General features: G+C 57.2%; 16 protein-coding genes and 3 tRNA genes. 2 read left to right on the top strand and 17 right to left on the bottom strand.

Annotation, left to right across the window (positions count from 1 at the left end):
* Nucleotides 1-89: 89 nt before the first annotated feature.
* Nucleotides 90-1,094, bottom strand: coding sequence for a phosphonate ABC transporter substrate-binding protein (phnD, locus tag BM395_RS02540; RefSeq protein ID WP_069899372.1), 1,005 nt, complete (start codon nt 1,092-1,094; stop codon nt 90-92).
* Between the two features lie 48 nt (nt 1,095-1,142).
* Nucleotides 1,143-1,979: a phosphonate ABC transporter ATP-binding protein gene (gene phnC / locus BM395_RS02545; RefSeq protein WP_090508766.1), complete on the bottom strand. Its 837-nt coding sequence runs from the start codon at nt 1,977-1,979 to the stop codon at nt 1,143-1,145.
* A 439-nt stretch (nt 1,980-2,418) separates the two neighbouring features.
* Between phnC and BM395_RS02550 the strand changes: the two genes are divergently transcribed.
* On the top strand, nt 2,419-2,745 hold the full coding sequence (locus BM395_RS02550) for an Arc family DNA-binding protein (protein ID WP_069899374.1): 327 nt from the start codon (nt 2,419-2,421) through the stop codon (nt 2,743-2,745).
* A 79-nt stretch (nt 2,746-2,824) separates the two neighbouring features.
* On the opposite strand, the gene BM395_RS02555 is transcribed toward BM395_RS02550, so the two are convergent.
* From BM395_RS02555 to mgtE, 4 genes are all read right to left on the bottom strand, one after another.
* Nucleotides 2,825-3,961 (bottom strand): sodium ion-translocating decarboxylase subunit beta, encoded by a 1,137-nt coding sequence (locus BM395_RS02555; RefSeq protein WP_069899375.1) that lies wholly within the window; start codon nt 3,959-3,961, stop codon nt 2,825-2,827.
* A 10-nt stretch (nt 3,962-3,971) separates the two neighbouring features.
* The gene (gene oadA / locus BM395_RS02560) at nt 3,972-5,747 is read right to left on the bottom strand and encodes a sodium-extruding oxaloacetate decarboxylase subunit alpha (protein WP_090508767.1); all 1,776 of its coding nucleotides are present in this window, start codon (nt 5,745-5,747) and stop codon (nt 3,972-3,974) included.
* A 22-nt stretch (nt 5,748-5,769) separates the two neighbouring features.
* Nucleotides 5,770-6,021: an OadG family protein gene (locus tag BM395_RS02565; RefSeq protein ID WP_090508768.1), complete on the bottom strand. Its 252-nt coding sequence runs from the start codon at nt 6,019-6,021 to the stop codon at nt 5,770-5,772.
* 154 nt (nt 6,022-6,175) lie between these two features.
* Nucleotides 6,176-7,618 carry a magnesium transporter gene (gene mgtE, locus BM395_RS02570; protein WP_069899378.1) on the bottom strand — a complete coding sequence of 481 codons (1,443 nt, stop codon included), beginning with the start codon at nt 7,616-7,618 and terminating at the stop codon, nt 6,176-6,178.
* 317 nt (nt 7,619-7,935) lie between these two features.
* Between mgtE and BM395_RS02575 the strand changes: the two genes are divergently transcribed.
* Nucleotides 7,936-8,421: a DUF4124 domain-containing protein gene (locus tag BM395_RS02575; protein WP_090508769.1), complete on the top strand. Its 486-nt coding sequence runs from the start codon at nt 7,936-7,938 to the stop codon at nt 8,419-8,421.
* Nucleotides 8,422-8,486: 65 nt separating this feature from the next.
* Here BM395_RS02575 and BM395_RS02580 read toward each other — a convergent pair.
* From BM395_RS02580 to astD, 11 genes are all read right to left on the bottom strand, one after another.
* Nucleotides 8,487-8,563: transfer RNA gene (locus BM395_RS02580), tRNA-Arg, on the bottom strand.
* 71 nt (nt 8,564-8,634) lie between these two features.
* A tRNA-Arg gene (locus tag BM395_RS02585) sits at nt 8,635-8,711 on the bottom strand.
* 108 nt (nt 8,712-8,819) lie between these two features.
* Nucleotides 8,820-8,910 (bottom strand) — tRNA-Ser (locus tag BM395_RS02590).
* 61 nt (nt 8,911-8,971) lie between these two features.
* Nucleotides 8,972-9,157, bottom strand: a complete 186-nt coding sequence (gene csrA, locus BM395_RS02595; RefSeq protein WP_069899380.1) for a carbon storage regulator CsrA — start codon at nt 9,155-9,157, stop codon at nt 8,972-8,974.
* 188 nt (nt 9,158-9,345) lie between these two features.
* Nucleotides 9,346-10,581: an aspartate kinase gene (locus tag BM395_RS02600; protein ID WP_069899381.1), complete on the bottom strand. Its 1,236-nt coding sequence runs from the start codon at nt 10,579-10,581 to the stop codon at nt 9,346-9,348.
* Between the two features lie 100 nt (nt 10,582-10,681).
* Nucleotides 10,682-13,303 carry an alanine--tRNA ligase gene (gene alaS, locus BM395_RS02605; protein WP_090508770.1) on the bottom strand — a complete coding sequence of 874 codons (2,622 nt, stop codon included), beginning with the start codon at nt 13,301-13,303 and terminating at the stop codon, nt 10,682-10,684.
* Nucleotides 13,304-13,618: 315 nt separating this feature from the next.
* Nucleotides 13,619-14,623 carry a low-specificity L-threonine aldolase gene (gene ltaE / locus BM395_RS02610; RefSeq protein WP_090508771.1) on the bottom strand — a complete coding sequence of 335 codons (1,005 nt, stop codon included), beginning with the start codon at nt 14,621-14,623 and terminating at the stop codon, nt 13,619-13,621.
* A 70-nt stretch (nt 14,624-14,693) separates the two neighbouring features.
* Nucleotides 14,694-15,704 carry a succinylglutamate desuccinylase gene (gene astE, locus BM395_RS02615; RefSeq protein WP_090508772.1) on the bottom strand — a complete coding sequence of 337 codons (1,011 nt, stop codon included), beginning with the start codon at nt 15,702-15,704 and terminating at the stop codon, nt 14,694-14,696.
* 138 nt (nt 15,705-15,842) lie between these two features.
* The gene (locus tag BM395_RS02620) at nt 15,843-16,136 is read right to left on the bottom strand and encodes a topoisomerase II (RefSeq protein ID WP_069899385.1); all 294 of its coding nucleotides are present in this window, start codon (nt 16,134-16,136) and stop codon (nt 15,843-15,845) included.
* A 16-nt stretch (nt 16,137-16,152) separates the two neighbouring features.
* The gene (gene astB / locus BM395_RS02625) at nt 16,153-17,502 is read right to left on the bottom strand and encodes an N-succinylarginine dihydrolase (RefSeq protein WP_090508773.1); all 1,350 of its coding nucleotides are present in this window, start codon (nt 17,500-17,502) and stop codon (nt 16,153-16,155) included.
* Nucleotides 17,499-18,962: a succinylglutamate-semialdehyde dehydrogenase gene (gene astD, locus BM395_RS02630; protein WP_090508774.1), complete on the bottom strand. Its 1,464-nt coding sequence runs from the start codon at nt 18,960-18,962 to the stop codon at nt 17,499-17,501. The genes astB and astD overlap by 4 nt, the downstream gene beginning before the upstream one ends.
* Between the last annotated feature and the right edge of the window lie 25 nt (nt 18,963-18,987).

An 18,987-nucleotide genomic window follows, 5' to 3' on the forward strand; every position in this document is an offset into this window, starting at 1 on the left:
GTACATCTCTTGAAGTGCAACAGGTGACTCATCAGACCGGTCCAGTCGCTCGAGACCGGCCTGATGGCAGCGCATTAACACGTAACTGATTAGCTGGCTTGCTTGAGGTTCTTGCTTTCAAGCTCAGCCATGCGCTTTTCCAGGGTTGCCAGTTCGGCATCGATGGCGTCCAGCTTGGCCTGCTTGTCGGCAGCAGACAGGTTGCTGTTGTTGGCGATTTCGGAGCGTTGCTTGAACAACTCAAGCTGGCGGATCGGCAGCAGTTGGTCGTTAGTCGAGGCGCGGAACTGGCCCCACTGCAGCGCGGCCAGAACTTGCTTCTCGGCCGGTTTGGCGCCGTAGGACATGAAGAACTTCTGCAGTTTGGCCTTGGTTTCGCCATCCAGATTCTTGCGCCATACCATCGGGTCGGCCGGGATCAGCGGCGATGTCCAGATCACCTTGAGTTGCGCGGCTTTCTCCGGCGCAGTGATCTCCAGACGCTCCATGCCTTCACTGTTGAAGGTGCCGACATCGACCTGCTTGTTAGCCACCGACAATGCGTTGACTTCGTGGCTGCCGTTCATGGTGCGCTTGAAGATCGTATTGGCGTCGACCTTGTTCTTGGCGAACACGTAATAGCCAGGTACCAGAAAACCCGAGGTGCTGTTTGGGTCACCGTTGGCGAAGGTCAGTTGCTTGGCGTTTTTCAGCATGTCGTCGACGTTGTTGATCGAACTGTCCTTGTTCGCAACCATCAGGCTGTAATAACCCTGCGCACCGCTGAGGGCGGTGGTCTGGGCAAAGATTTCACCGCCGGCACGGTCCACAGCTTCCATTGCCGCCTTGTTGCCGTACCACGCCACATCAACCTTGTCGAAGCGCATACCCTGAATCACACCGGCATAGTCCGGGGCGAAGAAGGCGTTGATTTTCATGCCGGTCTGCTTGCTCATGTCCGCCAGAAACGGGTCCCATAAGGTGCGCAGATTCTGCGAAGACTCGGTAGAGATGATGCCGAACGTCAGTGACTCCTGAGCCGCCTGCGCGGTGCCCATGATGGAGCCGGTAATTAATGCAGATGCCGCCAGAACACGACCAAGACGATTGAACATGGAGCACACTCCTGTTGCTTGATAAGGGTTGCGTTGATTTTGTTGGGTTTATGCTTTAACCAGTGCCAAGGGCTGCTGGTATTGCTTGGCACGCGCCTCAATACCGGGCAGCAACAGGCTGGTATCGAGTTCGGCGCCGTAAAGGTCATTGAGAAAATCGGGGTTGAGTTGCTCGGTAGAGCCGTCGAAATGAATACGCCCGGCCTTGAGCGCCACTGCTCGCTTGCAGTAGCGGGCGGCGTAATCGACTTGATGCAACGTCACGACAACGGTCTTGCCGTCGCGCGAATTGATGTCGGCGAGAATTTCCATGACCTTGCGCGCGGACTCGGGGTCGAGTGAGGCAATCGGCTCATCCGCCAGAATCACTTCGGCGCGCTGGCACAGGGCGCGGGCAATCGCCACGCGTTGCTGTTGGCCACCCGACAAGGTCGATGCCCGCTGCGCCGCCAGATCACCCAGACCGACACGCTCCAGCGACTCTTGCGCACGCTGGCGTTCTTCGCTGTTGAACATGCCCAGCGAACCGCGCCAGCGCGGCATACGCCCCAGACAACCGAGCAATACGTTGTGCAGCACGCTCAGTCGGCCAACCAGATTGAATTGCTGAAAGATGTAGCCAATGTCGGCCCGCAAGTGACGGACTTCATCGCTCAGGCGCCCGCAATCCTGCATCGGCCGGCCAAGCACCTGAATGTTGCCAGTCACCGACTTGTCGCATCGGGCCAGCCCGGCAACATGGCGCAGCAAGGTTGACTTGCCGGAACCTGAAGCACCGATCAATGCGACCATTTCGCCTGGCTTAACCGCTAAAGAGAGACCGTGCAGTGCCTGTTTGCGGCCAAAGGTCTTGTTTAAACTGTCTACTTGAATTGCCGCGCTCATGGCTTAGCCTCATTTTTGAGTAAGGCAAAGCCACCTGCGCTTCGCCATCTGGTGTAGACCAAGCTAGGCGAAGACTGTGTCAGGTCAGTTAATGAGTCATGACACTTCGGTGACGATTGATTATGCTTAAGCGATAAAGGCCTTCAGGCTGTTGTCCTTTTGAGCGCATGCGCAGCAACGGGACGAACCGCCAGATTGCGAGCGGAATTTTCATAGTTTTGTGTAGGACCACTCGCATTAACCCATTGGGTCTATGGCCAAACGCGCCAATACCAACGAGAATCCCGCTGGTTTTACTGGCTTCAAATCAAGGATGGTATTCAGGTCATAATGCCGCAGTTAAACGCTTCGGCTGAACGGTTGATGAATAAGGTTGTCACAGCATGTGAGAATCAAGTTGCATGCCAGTATCGCTCCCCTGAACTAACCGGTTTAATGTATGCGCCCTATGAAACAGGCTATCTATTCCAGCCGAACGGCTGACAAGTTTGTCGTACGCTTGCCCGATGGCATGCGTGAACGCATCGCTGATGTAGCACGCAATCATCATCGCAGCATGAATTCAGAAATCATTGCTCGTCTTGAGCAGAGCATGCTCCAGGAAGGCGCTCTGAGTGATGATTCGAGTCTGCGTCTGGACAGCCCGGAACTGTCTCTGCATGAGCGCGAGCTTCTGCAGCAATTCCGCCAGCTGACACGCCGCCAGCAAAATGCGCTGGTCGCCCTGATTGCCCACGACGCCGAAATGACAGCCGAAGAGGCTTGAGGTTTACCCATAAAAAAACCGGCCAGTTGGCCGGTTTTTTTATGGGAGAAGAAAATACTCCTCTGCACAGGCAATCGCCTTAGCCAACAAAGTTGAGCAACACGCCCGCCGCAACAGCCGAGCCGATAACGCCGGCCACATTTGGCCCCATCGCATGCATCAGCAGGAAGTTTTGCGGATTGGCTTCAAGCCCGACCCTGTTCGAAACACGCGCCGCCATTGGCACCGCCGAGACGCCAGCCGAACCGATTAGCGGATTGATCTTGTTGGCGCTGAACATGTTCATCACCTTGGCCATCAATACGCCAGCCGCTGTACCACCACAGAACGCGACCATGCCCAGCAGCAGGATTCCCAGAGTTTTCAGTTGCAGGAATGCCTCGGCGGAAAGCTTCGAACCCACGGTAAGGCCCAGACAAATAGTCACCACGTTGATCAGCGCATTGCGTGACGTATCAGCCAGGCGCTCGACCACACCGGCTTCGCGCAGCAGGTTACCGAAGGCGAACATGCCCACCAGCGGCGCTGCATCCGGCAGCAACATGCCGACCAGCAGGCACAGCACCAACGGGAAGACGATTTTCTCGACCTGACTAACAGGGCGCAGCTGCTTCATAACAATGGCGCGCTCAGCCTTGGTGGTCAGCGCACGCATGATCGGCGGCTGAATCAATGGCACCAACGCCATATACGAGTAAGCAGCCACGGCAATCGGCCCCAGCAGATCTGGGGCGAGCTTGGAGGTTACAAAGATCGACGTCGGCCCGTCCGCCCCACCGATGATGGCAATCGATGCCGCCTCGCGCAGGGTGAACTCCATTCCCGGAATGCCCATTGCGGTGATCGCCAGCGCGCCGATCAGCGTCGCGAAAATACCGAATTGCGCCGCAGCGCCGAGGATCAGGGTTTTCGGGTTTGCCAGCATCGGTCCAAAATCAGTCATCGCGCCCACGCCCATAAAGATCAGCAGTGGAAATACGCTGGTGGGCAGACCAATTTCGTAGAACAGATGCAAAATGCCGTTGCCTTCGGCCATGCCGGCAACCGGAATATTGGCGAGCAGACCACCAAAACCAATCGGGATCAGTAGCAGCGGCTCAAAACCCTTGCGAATAGCCAGATAAATCAGACCCAGACAGATCGCGATCATCAGCGCCTGTCCCGGCTCCAGATGATACAGGCCGGTGCTTTGCCACAGTTTGAGGAGCTTCTCCATAATCCGCCCCTCAGCCGATGGTCAGCAGGCTGTCGCCCACCGCCACAGAGTCACCTACCTTGATATTGACGGCACCGATGGTGCCGGCCTTGAACGCACGAATTTCGGTTTCCATCTTCATGGCTTCAAGAATGATCACCAGCTCACCCTCTTCTACCACTTGGCCCGGCTTGATCAGAACCTTGAAGATGTTGCCCGCCAGCGGAGCAACTTGCGGCTCGCCAGCGCCAACCGGGGAGCTGACCGGAGCCGCATCCGCAGCGCCGCTGTTGAGCGACTTGATACCGCTGATGTCGCCACCCTCGTTAACCTGCACCACGTAAGACTTGCCACTGACCTCGACGGTGTAAACCTCGGGCTTGCCGGCCTCGAGTGCAGGCAACGACTTGGCATTTGGCGCCGGCTCGAACGCGGCTGGGTTGCCGCGATTCTCGAGAAACTTCAGGCCAATTTGCGGGAACAAGGCATAAGTGAGCACGTCGTCGATTTCATCGGCGGCCAGTCGAATGCCCTTCTCGGCCGCAATGCCGCGCAATTCGGCGGTGAGTTTGTCCATCTCATCCGTGAGCAGGTCAGCCGGACGACAGGTAATCGCCTCGCTGCCATCAAGCACCCGCGCCTGCAATGCGGCGTTGAACGGCGCAGGCGCCGCGCCGTACTCTCCTTTGAGAATGCCGGCGGTCTCTTTGGTGATCGACTTGTAGCGCTCGCCCGTGAGGATATTGATAACGGCCTGAGTGCCGACAATCTGCGAGGTCGGCGTCACCAGTGGAATAAAGCCGAGGTCTTCGCGGACTCGCGGAATTTCCGCCAGCACTTCGTCGAACTTGTCTTGGGCGCCCTGCTCTTTCAGCTGGCTTTCCATGTTGGTCAACATGCCGCCCGGCACTTGGGCGACCAGAATGCGTGAGTCGACGCCTTTGAGATTGCCCTCAAACTTGGCGTACTTTTTCCGCACTTCGCGAAAATATGCTGCAATTTCTTCGAGCAGCAACAGATCAAGACCGGTGTCGCGCTCGCTGTCTTTAAAAATGGCCACCACCGATTCAGTCGGAGAATGGCCGTAGGTCATCGACAGTGACGAGATGGCGGTGTCGACGTTGTCGATTCCAGCCTCAACCGCTTTGACAATCGCGGCGGTGGACAGACCTGCCGTGGCGTGGCACTGCATATGAATCGGGATCGACAGCGTCGCCTTGAGCCGCGTCACCAACTCGAACGCGGTGTAGGGATTGAGAATCCCGGCCATGTCCTTGATGGCCACCGAATCGGCGCCCATGTCTTCGATCTGCTTGGCCAGATCCACCCACATGTCCAGGGTATGAACCGGGCTTGTGGTGTAGGAAATAGTGCCTTGGGCATGCTTGCCCTGCTGCTTGACCGCTTTCAGTGCAGTCGCCAGATTACGCGGGTCGTTCATGGCGTCGAAAACCCGGAACACATCAACGCCATTGATGGCGGCGCGTTCAACGAATTTGTTCACCACGTCATCGGCGTAATGGCGATAACCCAACAGGTTCTGCCCGCGCAGCAACATCTGCTGGCGAGTATTGGGCATGGCTTTCTTCAGTTCGCGAATGCGTTCCCACGGGTCTTCACCCAGGTAGCGAATGCAGGCGTCGAAGGTCGCGCCACCCCAGGACTCAACCGACCAAAAACCGACCTGATCGAGCTTTGGCGCGATGGGCAGCATGTCTTCAAGGCGCACCCGGGTGGCCAGAATCGATTGATGAGCGTCACGCAGCACAACGTCGGTGATACCGAGCGGATTCTTCACAGCAGTCATACACAAACTCCGTCAGGCTGGGTCAGTCGCGGCGGGCGCGATGTTGAGAAATGGCAGCCTGAATGGCAGCGAGAACATCCGGTTCCGGGCCCTGGGCCTGAACAGCAGGTGTGGCGGGTGTGACAGCAGCAGCGGCAGCTGGCGGCGCTATTCGCCCGAGCAGGCGCGCCATCAGATGTATAGAGAGGATTAACAGGGTCAGGAAAACAAACACCGAACCCATGCCATAAAGCATGAGTTCAACGCCTTCGGAGAGGAGTTGGCTTGGGGTCATCATGACTCCTTTATTTATTGTTTAGGGACTTCCAGGTCGCATTTTTTATAGCCTTATACGCCCGAATGGAGCCAAAAGCCGGGAAAGGTTATCCCTAAACGATGACTCCAGGCAAACCTTGGGCCGGGCCTTGCGGCCCGAGGGGCTGGCGCACTTACATGAGAAAGAGCGTGGCCAGGCCCAAAAAGATAAAGAAACCGCCGCTGTCGGTCACCGCGGTGATCATCACACTGGCGCCCATGGCCGGATCGCGGCCCATGCGCACCAGCGTCATGGGAATCAAAACCCCCATCAGCGCGGCCAGCAACAGGTTGAGGGTCATTGCCGCCGTCATCACCAGCCCCAGCGACCAACTGTCATACAGCACCCACGCCACAATGCCGATCACGCCACCCCAAATAACGCCGTTAATCAGCGAAACAGCGAGCTCTTTGCGGATCAGCCGCGAGGTATTGCCGGTACTCAATTGGTCCAGCGCCATGGCGCGCACAATCATGGTAATGGTCTGGTTACCGGAGTTGCCGCCGATGCCCGCAACGATTGGCATCAAGGCCGCCAGCGCCACGAGTTTTTCGATTGAGCCTTCAAACAGGCCAATTACCCGCGACGCGAGGAAGGCCGTAATCAGGTTGATCGCAAGCCAGGCCCAACGGTTGCGCAGTGAGCGCCAGACCGAGGCGAAGATGTCTTCTTCTTCGCGCAGACCGGCCATGTTGAGCACTTCGGCTTCGCTTTCTTCACGGATCAGGTCAACCATCTCGTCGATGGTCAGACGGCCGATCAGCTTGCCGTTCTTATCGACCACCGGGGTCGAAATCAAGTCGTAACGCTCGAACGCCTGAGCGGCTTCCAGCGCTTCCTCGTCGGGATGGAAACTCACCGGATCGGTGGCCATTACATCCACCACCAGACGCTCCGGATCATTCACCAGCAAACGCTTGATCGGCAGGACGCCCTTGAGCACGCCGTCGTAATCGACCACGAAGAGTTTGTCGGTGTGCCCCGGCAGCTCTTTCAGGCGGCGCAGGTAACGCAAGACCACTTCGAGGGTGACGTCCTCACGAATCGTCACCATCTCGAAGTCCATCAATGCACCGACCTGATCTTCCTCGTAGGACAACGCCGAGCGAACACGCTCGCGCTGTTGTGCATCGAGGGTTTCCATCAGCTCATGAACGACATCGCGCGGCAGTTCAGCCGCAAGGTCAGCCAGTTCATCGGCGTCGAGGTCTTTGGCGGCCGCGAGAATTTCGTGGTCGTCCATGTCCGCGATCAGGGTTTCGCGGACCGAATCGGATACTTCAAGAAGAATGTCGCCGTCGCGCTCGGCCTTGACCAGCTGCCAGACGGCCAGACGGTCTTCAAGCGGCAGGGCTTCAAGGATGTAGGCGACGTCTGCGCTGTGCAGGTCTTCGAGCTTGCGTTGCAGCTCAGCGAGGTTCTGGCGGTGTACCAGATTCTCGACCAGATCGCTGTGCTGGCCTTCCTGACGCTGCGTCAGGTCTTCAACTACTTTGTGCCGCTGCAATAGCTCGACCACCTGCGCCAGGCGATCCTGCAGGCTTTCTTGCGGCTTTTTGGCTTCTACTTCAGTCATGGCGCGCTCCACCCCCAGTGACGGCGCACGCCAAGGAGGGTCAATCAGTCAATTCTTGATTGCACAATCGAGTTGCAGAGTAACTACTGGGTAAGTCCATGGTGCTGTCCACAAGCCCCGACGGGGCTGATACTGCGAATAATAACATCACCTAGCAGGATTGCGCGTTACAAAAACACGGCAAGAACAAGCGCTTGCATCGCAATCCTGAATTATTTCTGTAGATATTCTGTTACGACGCGGGCAACTCAGCACAAGGCACGCCACCCGCCAAAATACCTGACTAAGCTTAGCCTCCTGTCACGGAGGACACCGATATGCTTTATCCAAGCATCGTCACCGCCATCCTGTTAGTGCTGGTCACAGGCACGCCGTGGGCGGCCCGCCTGTATCGCTGCGAAGATAATCAAGGCCAGATCAGCTTCACCGGGCACGGCTGCCCCGCTCAGCACCAAGGGCAATTGCTCGATGATCGCAGCCGTGTCGTCAACTCAATAGCGGCGCCGGCAGAAGTCCAGCCGAAAGCACTGCCCGAGCTGGAGTCGCCCCGCCAGAGCGCTGAGATTGTGGTGGTCGGTGAGCGCGACGACGGCTGCGGCAACCTTCTCAGCGCCCGCCAGCGGCGCAATGCGCGCATCAAGCAGCTCATCCCGGCTGGCATGTCATTACAGGACGTAGAGCGAGCCTTGGGCTCACCGGAGCGGATTAGCCGAGTCAACGGCCGCACTCGCTATTACTACAGCGACAGGCGCGGCAACAAACGTCAGGTCAGCTTTGACCAGAACGGCTGTAGCGAAAAATAATCGGAATGAAAAACTGGGGACGAAAAAAAACCCGCATTTCTGCGGGTCTTTTCGGTGTTGCTATATGGTGCACTCAGGAGGATTCGAACCTCCGACCGCTCGGTTCGTAGCCGAGTACTCTATCCAGCTGAGCTATGAGTGCAAATGGCGCTTGGTAGACCAGATCACCTCTGGTTGAATCAGAACGCCAGCCTTAGCAGGTCGCTCTAAATATGGTGCACTCAGGAGGATTCGAACCTCCGACCGCTCGGTTCGTAGCCGAGTACTCTATCCAGCTGAGCTATGAGTGCAACAATCGGTGCGCATTATAGGGATCGTAAAACTTTTTACAAGCAATTTTTTCAAGTAATTCAACAACTTACTGAAAAAATCCTGACCCACCCTATACAGCTTAATAATGGCGGAGAAGGGGGGATTCGAACCCCCGACACCCTTTTGAGATGTACTCCCTTAGCAGGGGAGCGCCTTCGGCCACTCGGCCACCTCTCCGCAACACGGGGCGCATGATACCCATGTTTTCCCCGTTTGCAAAGCCAAAATTTCAATTAAATTAGTGGCTTGGTTCGTCGTCCTTTTCTTTCTGTATGCGCTGGTAGATCTCTTCGCGGTGCACAGCCACTTCTTTCGGGGCGTTAACCCCTATGCGCACCTGATTTCCCTTAACGCCAAGCACAGTGACGGTGACTTCATCACCCACCATTAGGGTCTCTCCGACCCGACGAGTCAGAATCAACATTCCATTCACCTCACGGATTAAATTCAGTACAAACAGTCTGCAAAATTAAAATGATGCCGAGCCAACCCAATTACAAGTCAACCCATCACCTAAGTATTGACCAGAGTAGCCGGAAAGATAGCGCCGTCCACCCCAAGCAAAAAAAGACAGAAGGCGCTCATTTTAATTAGCGCCTTCCGGTTACAGCTTTACTCGCTCTTCGCGGCTGGAGCATCCAGCTCAAAGGCGGTGTGCAATGCACGCACGGCAAGTTCCAGATATTTTTCTTCAATCACCACCGAGACCTTAATCTCGGAAGTCGAAATCATCTGAATGTTGATGTTCTCCTTGGCCAGCGCCTCGAACATCTGACTTGCAACACCTGCATGTGAACGCATGCCCACACCCACAATCGATACTTTGGCGATTTTGGTATCACCGGACACTTCGCGAGCGCCCAGTTCACGTGCGGTATTTTCCAGTACCTGCAGCGCATTCTGATAATCATTGCGGTGCACAGTGAAGGTGAAATCGGTGGTGTTATCGTGCGCAACGTTCTGCACGATCATGTCCACTTCAACATTGGCCGAGCTGATCGGGCCAAGAATCTTGAAGGCCACACCCGGAATATCCGGCACACCACGGATTGTCAGCTTGGCTTCGTCGCGATTGAAAGCGATGCCGGAGATGATCGGCTGTTCCATGGATTCCTCTTCATCAATAGTAATGAGGGTACCTGGCCCCTCCTTAAAGCTGTGCAGAACGCGCAGCGGTACGTTGTACTTGCCGGCGAACTCCACCGAGCGAATTTGCAAAACCTTGGAGCCCAGGCTGGCCATTTCGAGCATTTCCTCGAACGTGATCTTCTCCAGACGCTGAGCTTGCGGAACCACACGCGGGTCGGTGGTGTAGACGCCATCTACGTCAGTGTAGATCTGGCACTCATCAGCCTTCAGCGCAGCGGCCAGCGCAACGCCTGTGGTGTCGGAACCGCCACGGCCCAACGTGGTGATGTTGCCGTTCTCGTCGACACCCTGGAAACCTGCAACAACCACGACGCGACCGGCCTTGAGATCGGTGCGCAGCTTGTGGTCATCAATCTGCAAGATACGCGCTTTATTGTGCGCGCTATCAGTGAGAATCCGTACTTGATTACCGGTGTACGAAACCGCCGGCACATTACGCTTCATCAGCGCCATGGCAAGCAAGGCAATCGTCACCTGCTCACCGGTCGAAACCAGCACGTCCAACTCACGCGGTACGGGCTGGTCACCAATCTGTTTGGCCAGATCAATCAGGCGATTGGTCTCACCGCTCATGGCGGAAACCACCACGACGATGTCATCACCGCCCTCGCGAAACTTTTTGATTTTCTCCGCCACCTGCTCGATACGTTCGACAGTGCCGACGGATGTGCCGCCAAATTTTTGTACGATCAAAGCCATTTCAAAGCCGCCTAAGCCCGTGAAGGGCGCCCATTAATCATGCAACCAAAATGACTGCTTCTGGCCCACTGCGCGCGCAGTGGGCACACCTTGTGTTTCCTCAAGCCTTCTCGACGAAAGCCTGCGCCAGCAGCAGTGCCTGATCCAGCGCCGCCGCGTCAACACCGCCGCCTTGCGCCATATCAGGACGACCACCGCCCTTGCCACCGACTGCCGCAGCAGCCTGTTTCATCAGATCGCCAGCCTTGAAGCGAGCGGTCAGATCTGCCGTTACACCGGCAACCAGAACAACTTTGTCATCCAAAACGCCGCCCAGCAGGATAACCGCACTGCCCAGCTTGTTCTTCAGCTGGTCGACCAACGCCAGCAGCGCTTTGCCGTCGGCACCGTCGATACGCGCACTGAGAACCTTAACGCCGTTAACTTCCTGCGCCGAAGCTGCAAGGTCATTACCGGCCGCACTCGCCGCTTTGGCCTTGAGCTGCTCAAGGTCTTTTTCCAACTGACGATTGCGCTCCAGCACAGCAGTCAGCTTGTCGAGCAGGTTGTCGCGGCTGCCTTTTACCAACTGTGCGGCTTCTTTGAGCTGCTCTTCGGCACCGTTCAGGTAAGCCAGCGCCTGAGCACCGGTTACCGCTTCGATACGGCGCACACCGGCGGCCACACCCGCTTCGCTGGTGATCTTAAACACGCCGATGTCACCGGTTCGTGAAACGTGAGTACCGCCACACAGCTCGACAGAGAAACCCTCGCCCATGGTCAGTACGCGAACCTGATCGCCGTATTTCTCACCAAACAGCGCCATTGCGCCCTTGGCCTTGGCCGTTTCGATGTCGGTCTCGAGGGTTTCGACTTCGCTGTTCAGACGAATCTGCTGATTAACGCGATCTTCCAATGCGCGCAGTTGCTCTGGCTTGATCGCTTCAAAGTGACTGAAGTCGAAGCGCAGACGCTGACTATCAACCAACGAGCCCTTCTGCTGCACATGCTCGCCAATCACTTCACGCAATGCCGCGTGCAGCAAGTGAGTCGCCGAGTGATTCAGCGCGGTGGCTTTACGCACCTCGGCAGAGACTTCTGCGTTAACCGAGGTATCAACCGCCAGGCTGCCCTTGGTAACGATACCGTGGTGCAGGAAGGCACCGCCCGCCTTGGTGGTGTCGCGCACATCGAAGCGAACGCCTGGCCCTTCAAGGAAACCGCTGTCACCCACCTGACCACCGGATTCAGCGTAGAACGGCGTCTGATCGAGGACGACTACGCCCTCCTCGCCTTCTGCCAGGCTGGACACTGCTGCGCCATCCTTGAACAACGCGATGATCGTACCGCTGCCATTGGTGGCGCTGTAACCGAGGAAACGCGTGTCGCTGTCGACCTTGACGACGCTGTTGTAGTCCATGCCGAAGGCACTGGCGGAACGGGCACGCTCGCGCTGAGCCTGCATTTCACGCTCAAAGCCTTCTTCATCGATGGTCAGGTCGCGTTCACGGGCGATATCGCCCGTCAGGTCAACCGGGAAACCAAAGGTGTCATACAGTTTGAACACAACATCGCCTGGCACTACGGTGCCTTTGAGTTCGGCGAGGTCCTGTTCAAGAATCTTCAGGCCCTGTTCCAGGGTCTTGGCGAACTGCTCTTCTTCAGTTTTCAGTACGCGCTCGATGTGTGCCTGCTGTTGCTTGAGTTCGGTGAACGCATCACCCATCTCGGCAACCAGCGCGGCCACGATCTGATAGAAGAAGCTACCCTTGGCACCCAGCTTGTTACCGTGACGGCAAGCGCGACGGATAATACGGCGCAGCACATAGCCGCGGCCTTCATTCGATGGCGTCACGCCGTCGGCGATCAGGAAGCCGCACGAACGAATGTGGTCAGCCACAACTTTCAGTGAAGCCTGGCCTTCGTTCTGGCAGCCGATAGCTGTTGCCGAGGCGTCGAGCAAGCGCTGGAACAGGTCAATTTCGTAGTTCGAGTTGACGTGCTGCAACACCGCACTGATGCGCTCAAGGCCCATGCCGGTATCAACGCTTGGCGCAGGCAGCGCGTGCATCACGCCATCAGCGGTGCGGTTGAACTGCATGAATACGTTGTTCCAGATCTCGATGTAACGGTCGCCGTCTTCTTCAGGCGAGCCAGGAGGACCGCCCCAGATGTGCTCGCCGTGATCGAAGAAGATTTCAGTGCACGGACCGCAAGGCCCGGTATCACCCATCGCCCAGAAGTTATCCGAGGCGTATGGCGCGCCTTTATTGTCGCCAATACGGATCATGCGCTCGGTTGGTACACCGACTTCTTTGGTCCAGATGTCATAGGCTTCGTCGTCGCTGGCGTAAACCGTTACCCAGAGTTTCTCTTTCGGCAGGTTCAACCACTGCTCGGACGTCAGGAACTCCCAGGCAAAGGTAATTGCGTCGCGCTTGAAGTAGTCGCCAAAGCTGAAGTTACCCAGCATTTCGAAGAAAGTATGATGACGCGCGGTGTAGCCAACGTTCTCCAGGTCATTGTGCTTGCCACCGGCGCGCACACACTTCTGGCTGGTAGTGGCGCGCGTGTAGGCGCGCTTTTCCAGGCCCAGGAAGCAGTCCTTGAACTGGTTCATACCGGCGTTGGTGAACAATAACGTTGGGTCGTTAGCCGGAATCAGGGAACTGGAGGCTACGCGGGTGTGCCCCTTCTCTTCGAAGAAGCGGAGGAAGGCTTCACGGATTTCTGCGCTTTTCATAGGTCATCCACGGAAATAGGCGATTACGCTGGCTTCTTAAAACCCCGTATGACACTCAGCCAGGCTGACAAAAAATATGAATGACGTCTTAACAGGTCATTTCAGGCATTTATTGGCGCAAAAGGCGCATATCTGACGGGTAATATGTCCGGCAAAGGGCCGCATTATATAGGCCCTGACAGTCGCGGCTAGTGTATTTGCGCGATAGTTCTTGACTATTACCCACGCACATCCATAAGACAACCGCGTGAGAAAGTAGCCGACTGGGCTTTTTTACCCTGCCAGCGCAGGGCAAAAAGCCTTAACTGAAGAATATTAAGCCGACCGAAAGCTTGCAAACGCCTCGATTACCCGCGTAATTGCGTCGCAGCTAACATCAAGATGGGTGACCATGCGCAACCGCGCAGCAGCCGACAAAATAATCCCTTGCTCGGCGCAATGGGCCTTGAGCGCGGCGGCCTGACCACCGACATCAACATAAACCATGTTGGTTTGCACCGGCTCAACGCTGTAGCCCAGCTCACTCAGCCCATCGGCCAGCGCTTGAGCATTGGCATGATCCTCGCTCAGACGCGAAACCTGATGCTCCAGCGCGTACAACCCGGCAGCCGCCAAAACACCGGCCTGACGCATGCCGCCGCCGACCATCTTGCGCAACCGGCGCGCTTTTCCAATAAACGGCTCACTGCCACACAACACCGAGCCGACCGGCGCACCCAGCCCCTTGGACAAGCACACCGAGACTGAATCGAAATGCTCAGTAATCGCACGCGGGGCCACGCCCAGTTTGACCGAGGCATTAAACAAACGCGCCCCGTCCAGGTGCAGCGCCAAACCATGCAAGCCACAGAACTCATGCGCCGAGGCCAGATAAGCCAGCGGCAATACCTTGCCCTGCATGGTGTTTTCCAGCGCCAGCAACCGGCTGCGGGCGAAGTGGAAGTCATCCTGTTTTATAGCGGCGCAAACGCGGGCCAGATCAATACTGCCATCGGCTTCCATCTCCAGCGGTTGAGGCTGGATTGAACCGAGCACGGCGGCACCACCGCCTTCGTATTTGTAGGTGTGCGCCTGCTGGCCAACGATGTATTCGTCGCCACGCTCGCAATGCGCCATCAGCCCAAGCAGGTTACTCATGGTGCCGGTTGGCACGAACAATCCGGCAGCAAAACCGAGCTGACCGGCCAGCGTGGCCTCAAGCAGGTTGACGGTCGGGTCTTCGCCATACACGTCATCGCCCAACGGCGCCGCCATCATTGCATCACGCATACCGGCAGTCGGCTGGGTTACGGTATCGCTGCGCAAATCAATAACAGTCATGGTTCGGGCCTTAAGTGGATATTACGGCGAGCCAGGCGGAACACTGCCCGCCTGGCTGAACAATGCGTGTTCAAGCAAGCTGGGCGTTATCGCTCGGCACAATCAATATGCCAGCGCGCTGGCCATTTTTGACTTTGGGATTAGGGAAGATAATGCGAGCGCCCGCCTCCTCAATGGTCCAGCGAACGCCTCCGCGATCCTCAGCCAACAGATAACCGACGTCAAGCTCAGTAAAGTTCTCGATATCGGCCGGCAGGTGCAGCTGGAACTCATCGCTCTGCTTGATCACCTCACGCGCCACCGCAAACAGCTGCAGGCCATCAAGCCCCTGCTCATCTTCATCGGGCTCAGTGGCTTCGATGATGTGCTGCAAACGCGCCTCGAGCAGGTCGAGATTAACCATCTCGTTTTGCCCGAATGGCCGCGCCTTGCCCAATTCCAGCGTAAAGGCTTCTGCGCCCAACGCCGAGTAGGTGTAGGCACTGAAGGTGATCGAGCTTTTGCTTTGCAGCAGCGCCGCCTCCATACCCGCCGCATTCAGACGCGCCAGCTCCCGACGCGAATGCAGACGCCCTTCGGCCCACGGATAGAGCGCGAACTGCTCGATCTTGGAGGCGCGGATTGCGGTGTGCAGGTCGTAATGCAGATGCTGGCGCTCAGGCGAGCTGAAGAAACTAGCCGCCAGACGCTCGAGTTCGCCGGCACGTAACGCTTCATAGCCTTCGCTGTATTCATGACGGCCATTGAACAGACGGTTGATGTCTTGCTCGATATAACGCTCGCCATGGCGCATCGCCGCTGGATTACCCAGCAACAGCAAGATACGCACACGTGGTTGCAGCTGATTATTGGCAATCGAGCGAAGCAGACGATCAAGCAGTTCGATCGGTGCGGTTTCGTTGCCGTGAATTCCGGCAGACAACAGTAAGTCGAGGCCAGTATCGCGCGCCTCTGGCGGGGTGATTTCCAGCGCGCCTTCTGCCAGCCAACGTAAACGCGTGCCCTCGGGCGTCAGTTGAATTTTCGCCGCTGGCTCACGTCCAGCCAGGGTCAGTTCAAGCAGTTGTCCAAGTGCAAGCATAACGACTCCATTATTGCCATCCAGGTGCCGCGATCGTGCACCCTTACATTGAAAACGCTATGACTGTGACAGCGGCCTCTGACAGCTTAATACGGCGCAAAAGCACCGACGCATTAGCGCTGCAGAGGCCTCACGCAATCAGTCGTGGTTGCAATCCGGGCCATGCACGTGACCGGCAACACCGTCTTCATCAACATCGGCCGGCTCGATTTCCAGCTCAAGACTGACCAGATTGGTCGCCAACGGGCGCAGTACCAGATTGGCGTACTCGGTATCGCCTTCCGCGACATCGACACCGATCATCAGCTGGTTGTTACCCACTTGCTGAATCCACACTTCCTTGCCCTGCCACATAACGGCAAAACGAGTGCAGGAAGTTTCCAGCTGGGTGCCGTCGGTGTCTTCGAGGATAAGTTGCAGGGCGTCAGACATTGTAGGAACTCTCTATTCAGGGCAATTGGAATGGATAAACCGAGCCTAGTTTAAGGATCTGCGTCAGTTCATCCAATGCCGTCCGGCACTCAATCAGTAAATTCGGGTCTGCCAGATCGTTTTCAGTCAAACGGTCACGGTAGTGTTTATCGACCCAAACGGTCAGCGTGTCATACAAAGCCGGGGTCATGATTACACCCTGATTGACTGCCGCCAACTCGTTTTCCTTGAGCGCAACACGCAGCCGCAGGCACGCCGGCCCGCCGCCGTTCTGCATGCTTTGCTTGAGGTCAAAAACCTTCACATCACGAATCGGGCCGTTGCTGCTCGTCAGCTGCTGCAGGTAGTTCCATACATTGCTGTTGTTGCGGCACTCCTCCGGCACAATCAGCAGCATGCTGCCATCACCGCGGCTGAGTAGTTGGCTGTTGAACAGGTAAGACTTCACCGCATCATCCACACCCACCGCATCACGCGGCACACACACGGAGTGGAATTCAGCGCCGACACGCGCCAGTTTTTCGCGCAGCTCAGCCATGACCGCATCGCTATTGAGGAAGGCATCCTGATGATGGAACAGCACTTCACCGTTGCCGACTGCAATCACGTCGTTATGGAACACACCCTGATCAATCACAGCCGGCGTTTGCTGGGCGTAAACCACACCGCTCTCGCTCAGACCGTGCAGACGGGCAATGGCTTGAGAGGCTTCCAGCGTCTGCCGCGCCGGGTAATTCTGCGGGGCAGGCAAACGACTGTCGAAGGCACTGCGACCGTAAACAAAAAACTCGACACCGGCAGCGCCATATTCTTTGCAAAACCGCGTGTGGTTAGCCGCACCTTCATCACCAAACTGGCCCACAGCGGGCAGCGCCGCGTGATGAGCAAAGTGCTGAGAATCTGCAAACATGGCGCCCAGCACCCGGCTGGTGGTCGGGTGTTCGATTGAGCGGTGGAATTTGCAGTTGAGGTTGGCAGCGGTGAAATGCACACGGCCATCGGCCGTGTCGGCACTCGGGCTCACCGTGCAGGCGTTTGCCGTCCACATGCTCGACGCCGAGCAGCTTGCCACCAACAGCGGCATAGCCTCTTTGGCGGCCTTGGCGATGACCTGCGCATCGGTGCCGGCAAAACCCAGGCTGCGCAACGCGTTCAAATCAGGGCGTTCTTGCGGCGCCAGCACGCCCTGCTTGAAGCCCATTTCCATCAGCGCCTTCATTTTCGCCAGGCCTTGCTTGGCGGCTTCTTTAGGGCTGGAGGCGACGTTGCTGTTGCTCTGCGAGGCGACGTTGCCGTAGGACAAACCGCCGTAGTTGTGCGTCGGCCCGACCAGCCCGTCGAAGTTCACTTCAAAAGCATTGCTCACAGGCTTACTCCTGGCGTCAGCGTGGCGGGTAGGCTCAGGCTCTCGCTCTCAAGCGAGGCAACCGGATAGGCGCAATAGTCGGCCGCGTAATAGGCGCTGGCACGATGATTACCGGAGGCGCCCACACCACCGAATGGTGCACTGCTGGCCGCGCCAGTGAGCTGCTTGTTCCAGTTAACGATACCGGCACGGCTGTGCAGCCAGAACTGCTCGTAGCGGCCCTTGGAATCCGACAACAGGCCAGCGGCCAAGCCGTACTGGGTGTTATTGGCCTCGGCGATGGCCTGATCAAAATCAGCGTAGCGAATCACTTGCAGCAGCGGGCCGAAGAATTCTTCGTCCGGGCGATCCGCTACCGCCGTCACATCAATAATGCCTGGCGTGAGCAAAGCTGCGCCGGCCTCTGGCTGGCGCATTTCAAGCAGGGAAACCGCGCCTTTGCCCAATAAGTCTTGCTGCGCATCAATCAACTGCTGCGCTGCCGCCAGCGAAATCACCGAGCCCATGAAAGGCGCAGGCTGAGCGTCGTAGGCACCCACTTTGATGTTGGCGGCCACAGTAACCAGACGCGCCAGCAAGCTGTCACCCCATTCGCCAGCCGGAACCAGCAGGCGACGCGCACAGGTGCAACGCTGACCCGCAGAAATAAACGCCGACTGAATGATGGTGTACACCGCCGCTTCGACATCATTGACCTGATCCACTACCAGCGGGTTGTTGCCGCCCATTTCCAGGGCAAGAATCTTGTCGGGACGACCGGCAAACTGACTGTGCAGCAAATTGCCGGTGCGGCTTGAGCCGGTGAAGAACAAGCCGTCGATGTCACGATTCGAGGCCAGCGCCACGCCCGTCTCACGTGCGCCCTGAACCAGATTCAAGACGCCGGTTGGCAGGCCGGCAGCGATCCAGCACTTGACCGTCAACTCGGCCACTTTAGGGGTCAGTTCGCTTGGCTTGAACACCACGGTGTTACCCGCCAACAGCGCAGGAACAATGTGCCCGTTAGGCAAATGGCCCGGGAAGTTATACGGCCCGAACACCGCAACCACACCGTGCGGTTTGTGCCGCAGAACAGCGGTAGCGTCTGCCAGCGGGCCACTCTTCTCGCCCGTGCGCTCGCGGTAGCTCTGCACTGAAATGGCGATTTTATTAACCATGCTGGTGGCCTCGGTAGCCGACTCCCAGAGCGGCTTACCGGTTTCCTGACCAATGGTACGAGCCAGCTCATCTGCATGTTCCTTGAGGCTTACGGCAAATCGCTCAAGCAGCGCAATACGCTGATCGAGTGACTGTGCAGCCCAGCCCGGCAACGCTGCACGCGCAGCTGCTACCGCGCTGTCGACCTGAGCGGCCGTGGCACCACGGCCCTGCCAAAGAACGTCCTGAGTGACTGGGTTGAGCGACTCGAATGCGTCGCCCTCACCTGCCAGCCAGTTTCCTGCAATGAAATGAGTGCTCATTTTGTTTTACCACTCCCAGCAATTT

It is taken from the genome of Pseudomonas marincola (genome assembly GCF_900116605.1).
GTDB classification, from domain to species: Bacteria; Pseudomonadota; Gammaproteobacteria; order Pseudomonadales; family Pseudomonadaceae; genus Aquipseudomonas; species Aquipseudomonas marincola.

Bases quoted from the DNA above. Each gene is read 5' to 3' on its own strand.
- BM395_RS02620 (WP_069899385.1), bottom strand. From the start codon at position 16,136: ATGTCTGACGCCCTGCAACTTATCCTCGAAGACACCGACGGCACCCAG.
- BM395_RS02565 (WP_090508768.1), bottom strand. From the start codon at position 6,021: ATGACCCCAAGCCAACTCCTCTCCGAAGGCGTTGAACTCATGCTTTAT.
- BM395_RS02550 (WP_069899374.1), top strand. From the start codon at position 2,419: ATGCGCCCTATGAAACAGGCTATCTATTCCAGCCGAACGGCTGACAAG.
- csrA (WP_069899380.1), bottom strand. From the start codon at position 9,157: ATGTTGATTCTGACTCGTCGGGTCGGAGAGACCCTAATGGTGGGTGAT.
- BM395_RS02575 (WP_090508769.1), top strand. From the start codon at position 7,936: ATGCTTTATCCAAGCATCGTCACCGCCATCCTGTTAGTGCTGGTCACA.
- mgtE (WP_069899378.1), bottom strand. From the start codon at position 7,618: ATGACTGAAGTAGAAGCCAAAAAGCCGCAAGAAAGCCTGCAGGATCGC.
- astD (WP_090508774.1), bottom strand. From the start codon at position 18,962: ATGAGCACTCATTTCATTGCAGGAAACTGGCTGGCAGGTGAGGGCGAC.
- BM395_RS02555 (WP_069899375.1), bottom strand. From the start codon at position 3,961: ATGGAGAAGCTCCTCAAACTGTGGCAAAGCACCGGCCTGTATCATCTG.
- alaS (WP_090508770.1), bottom strand. From the start codon at position 13,303: ATGAAAAGCGCAGAAATCCGTGAAGCCTTCCTCCGCTTCTTCGAAGAG.
- astE (WP_090508772.1), bottom strand. From the start codon at position 15,704: ATGCTTGCACTTGGACAACTGCTTGAACTGACCCTGGCTGGACGTGAG.
- phnD (WP_069899372.1), bottom strand. From the start codon at position 1,094: ATGTTCAATCGTCTTGGTCGTGTTCTGGCGGCATCTGCATTAATTACC.
- phnC (WP_090508766.1), bottom strand. From the start codon at position 1,979: ATGAGCGCGGCAATTCAAGTAGACAGTTTAAACAAGACCTTTGGCCGC.
- ltaE (WP_090508771.1), bottom strand. From the start codon at position 14,623: ATGACTGTTATTGATTTGCGCAGCGATACCGTAACCCAGCCGACTGCC.
- BM395_RS02600 (WP_069899381.1), bottom strand. From the start codon at position 10,581: ATGGCTTTGATCGTACAAAAATTTGGCGGCACATCCGTCGGCACTGTC.
- oadA (WP_090508767.1), bottom strand. From the start codon at position 5,747: ATGACTGCTGTGAAGAATCCGCTCGGTATCACCGACGTTGTGCTGCGT.